We start from the raw sequence: 3,421 nt of genomic DNA, 5'->3' as shown, positions 1-3,421 counted from the left end.
CCCGGTACCCCGCCCCCCGCGCCCCAACACATTGAGCTGCGTGCTGCGCGTGGTGGCGGCAGGGGCCCAGGCACCATCGGTTTTGCTGGTGGGTGACATCGAAGCCCCACAGGAGCAGGCTTTGCTGGCGCGTGGGGCTCCGTTGCGGGCCGACCTGTTGCTGGTTCCCCACCACGGAAGCAAGACATCGTCATCGCCCGCTTTCCTGGATGCCGTTCAGCCGCGCACCGCTTTGGTGCAGGCTGGATACCGCAACCGTTTCGGGCACCCGGCGCTCGATGTGCTGCAGCGCTACCGCGAGCGCAACATCCGTGTGGTGGAGTCGTCCCGCTGCGGGGCTGCTACCTGGGCTTCTGTTGACCCCGGTGCGGTGGCGTGTGAACGCGACACTGGCCGACGGTATTGGCAGCACAGCATGGTGCCACGGGGCGATTGATTCCGAAAGCATGGCGCAGTAGCGCCAGGGGCTGTTGCAAAAGGGGTGGGCGCACAACTTGCTATCCTGTTTGCAGGAGGCCAGTTCATGCAGAAATTTGACGAGATGTACGCCATGCTGCCTTTTGATGGCAGCGACGTGCGAGAACACTACAAGCGCTATGCGCAGTGGTTGAGCAAACAGCCCCCTGATGTGATGCAGGCCCGCAGGGCCGAAGCCGAGATGATCTTTCGGCGCGTGGGCATTACCTTCGCCGTCTATGGCGCGAAGGACGAGGGCGGTGCGGGCAACGAGCGGTTGATTCCGTTTGACTTGATCCCGCGCATCATTCCATCCCACGAGTGGAGCAGCATGCAGCAGGGGTTGGTGCAGCGGGTCACGGCGCTCAACCGCTTCATCCACGACGTGTACCACGGCCAGGACATCATCCGCGCCGGCATCGTGCCCGCCGACCTGATTCTCAACAACGCGCAGTACCGCCCCGAGATGGCAGGCCTGCATGTGCCGCAGAACATCTACGCGCACATTGCAGGCATCGACATCGTGCGCGCCCCCGATGCGCAGGGCAAGGGCGAGTACTACGTGCTCGAAGACAACCTGCGCGTGCCCAGCGGCGTGAGCTACATGCTCGAAAACCGCAAGATGATGATGCGGCTGTTCCCCGAGCTGTTCAGCCTGCACAAGGTGGCGCCCGTGGCCCACTACCCCGACATGCTGCTGGAGACCCTGCGTGCCAGCGCCCCTGCCACGGCCGATGAGCCCACCGTGGTGGTGCTGACCCCCGGCATGCACAACAGCGCCTACTTCGAGCACGCCTTCCTGGCCCAGCAGATGGGTGTGGAACTGGTCGAGGGGCAGGACCTGGTGGTCAAGGACAAGTTTGTTTACATGCGCACCACGCGCGGCTTGCAGCGGGTGGACGTGATCTACCGCCGGGTGGATGATGATTTCCTCGATCCGCAGGTCTTCCGCCGCAATTCCACCTTGGGCTGCTACGGCCTGATGGAGGCCTACCGGGCGGGCAACGTCGGCATCTGCAATGCCGTGGGCACGGGCGTGGCCGATGACAAATCGGTGTATCCCTATGTGCCCGAGATGATCCGCTTCTACCTGGGCGAGGAGCCCATTCTCAAGAACGTGCCCACCTGGATGTGCCGCAAGCAGGACGACCTGCAGCATGTGCTGGCCAACCTCAAGGACCTGGTGGTCAAGGAAGTGCACGGCGCAGGTGGCTACGGCATGCTGATCGGCCCTGCGGCCACGCAGGCTGAGATTGAGGACTTCCGCCGCGCGCTCATTGCCAACCCTGCGGGGTACATCGCGCAGCCCACGCTCAGCCTGTCGAGCTGCCCTACCTATGTGGAAAGCGGCATTGCCCCGCGCCACATCGACCTGCGCCCCTTTGTGCTCAGTGGTCGCGAGGTGCAGATGGTCGCAGGCGGCCTCACGCGCGTTGCGCTGCAAGAGGGATCGCTGGTGGTGAATTCGTCGCAAGGCGGCGGCACCAAGGATACCTGGGTGCTGGGCGAGGGCGCGCCTGCCGCGCCACCCAAGTCCGTGCAATCGCAGTCGCAATCCCAGTCGCAATCGCAGTCCCTGGGCCAGGGCCAGTCGCAAAGCCAATCGCAAGGGAGCCTTTGAACATGCAGAGCCGTACCGCCGACCACTTGTTCTGGATGTCACGCTACACCGAGCGGGCTGAAAAGCCCCATGCCATGGGGCTTTCGACGCAACACCGCGTGCGTGCGCAGCACGTGCGGGGTTCTCAGCCCTGCTCGATGAAGGAGGCTGCATGCTGAGCCGTACCGCCGACCATTTGTTCTGGATGTCCCGCTACACCGAGCGGGCTGAGAACACTGCACGTATGCTCAATGTGAGCTATGAAATGTCCCTGCTGCCGCAGTCTGCCGACGCAGCGCAGGTCGGTTGGGAGGGGCTGCTGTCCATCAGCGAGCTGATCCCCGCCTATACCGCCAAACATGGCGAAGTAACGCCGGCCAATGTGCTGGAGTTCATGGTGCGCGATGGCAACAACCCGTCGTCTATCCTGTCGTGCCTGCGCGCTGCGCGCGAAAACGCGCGGGCCGTGCGGGGTGCACTGACCACCGAGGTGTGGGAAACGCAGAACCAGACCTGGCTGGAGCTGCACCGGCAACTGGAAGGCGATGCGTTTGAGCGCGATCCGGGCCAGTTCTTTGAGTGGGTGAAGTACCGTTCGCACCTTTCACGGGGCGTGGTGCTGGGCACCATGCTGCAGGACGAAGCCTTTCACTTTTTGCGCATGGGTACCTTCCTGGAGCGCGCGGACAACACCGCGCGCCTGCTGGATGTGAAGTTCCACGCCGTCAAGAACGACTTCTTTGGCCGCGCCAGCGACCGCAACCAGGAGAGCGACTTCTACCACTGGAGCGCCATCCTGCGCAGCGTGTCGGCGTTTGAGGTGTACCGCAAGGTGTACCGCGACGTGATCACGCCCGGGCGTGTGGCCGATCTGCTGATCCTGAGCAGGGACATGCCGCGCTCGCTCCACGCCTGCCTGCGTGAGGTGGTGGACAACCTGGCTGTGTTGGCCAACGGGCAGTCCGCTGAAACCAGCCGCAGGGCTGGGCGGCTGCTGGCTGACCTGCAGTACGGCCGCATTGACGAGATCCTGGCCACGGGCCTGCACGCGTTTCTCACCCAGTTCCTGGACCGGGTCAACGACCTGGGTGGCGGTATCAGCCGCGACTTTCTGGTGACGTCGGGCGACTGAGCGGCCTCAAGATAGGGGCGCTGCGCGGGGAGTTGGTTACTCCTGCGCGTTGCGCCGCTGGTCGCGCAGCATGAAGAGGTAGAGGCTCTCGACTTTCTCACGCGCCCAGGGGGTCTTGCGCAAAAACTTGAGGCTGGAGCCCACGCTGGGGTCGATCTGGAAGCAGCGGATGGGGATCTGTCGGCCCAGTTCGTCCCAGCCAAAGTAATCTGCCAAGCCCACCACCATGGCCT

5 protein-coding genes are annotated in these 3,421 nt (G+C 64.0%); 4 read left to right on the top strand and 1 reads right to left on the bottom strand.

Translation table 11 applies throughout. The features are described 5' to 3' along the window. From DBR12_RS01975 to DBR12_RS01960, 4 genes are all read left to right on the top strand, one after another. The coding region (locus tag DBR12_RS01975; RefSeq protein WP_369861319.1) for a ComEC/Rec2 family competence protein at nucleotides 1-436 on the top strand (436 nt) is incomplete at its 5' end. Nucleotides 437-523: 87 nt separating this feature from the next. Continuing rightward, on the top strand, nucleotides 524-2,077 hold the full coding sequence (locus DBR12_RS01970; protein WP_108615715.1) for a circularly permuted type 2 ATP-grasp protein: 1,554 nt from the start codon (nucleotides 524-526) through the stop codon (nucleotides 2,075-2,077). 2 nt (nucleotides 2,078-2,079) lie between these two features. Next, nucleotides 2,080-2,235 (top strand): alpha-E domain-containing protein, encoded by a 156-nt coding sequence (locus DBR12_RS01965; protein ID WP_108615714.1) that lies wholly within the window; start codon nucleotides 2,080-2,082, stop codon nucleotides 2,233-2,235. Beyond that, nucleotides 2,229-3,188 carry an alpha-E domain-containing protein gene (locus DBR12_RS01960; RefSeq protein WP_108615713.1) on the top strand — a complete coding sequence of 320 codons (960 nt, stop codon included), beginning with the start codon at nucleotides 2,229-2,231 and terminating at the stop codon, nucleotides 3,186-3,188. Before DBR12_RS01965 ends, DBR12_RS01960 begins: the two co-directional genes overlap by 7 nt. 36 nt (nucleotides 3,189-3,224) lie before the next feature. On the opposite strand, the gene DBR12_RS01955 is transcribed toward DBR12_RS01960, so the two are convergent. Next, nucleotides 3,225-3,421, bottom strand: a 197-nt coding sequence (locus DBR12_RS01955; RefSeq protein WP_108615712.1) for a VF530 family DNA-binding protein, incomplete at its 5' end; no start/stop codon positions are given.

This window comes from Acidovorax sp. HMWF029 (assembly GCF_003060895.1).
GTDB lineage: Bacteria > Pseudomonadota > Gammaproteobacteria > Burkholderiales > Burkholderiaceae_C > Acidovorax.
Note: the sequence above shows the minus strand (reverse complement) of the source record. Positions and strands in the feature narration are given on the sequence as shown.

What these genes read in the sequence shown, in the direction of transcription:
- DBR12_RS01965 (WP_108615714.1), top strand. Translation starts at nt 2,080, where the DNA reads ATGCAGAGCCGTACCGCCGACCACTTGTTCTGGATGTCACGCTACACC.
- DBR12_RS01960 (WP_108615713.1), top strand. Translation starts at nt 2,229, where the DNA reads ATGCTGAGCCGTACCGCCGACCATTTGTTCTGGATGTCCCGCTACACC.
- DBR12_RS01970 (WP_108615715.1), top strand. Translation starts at nt 524, where the DNA reads ATGCAGAAATTTGACGAGATGTACGCCATGCTGCCTTTTGATGGCAGC.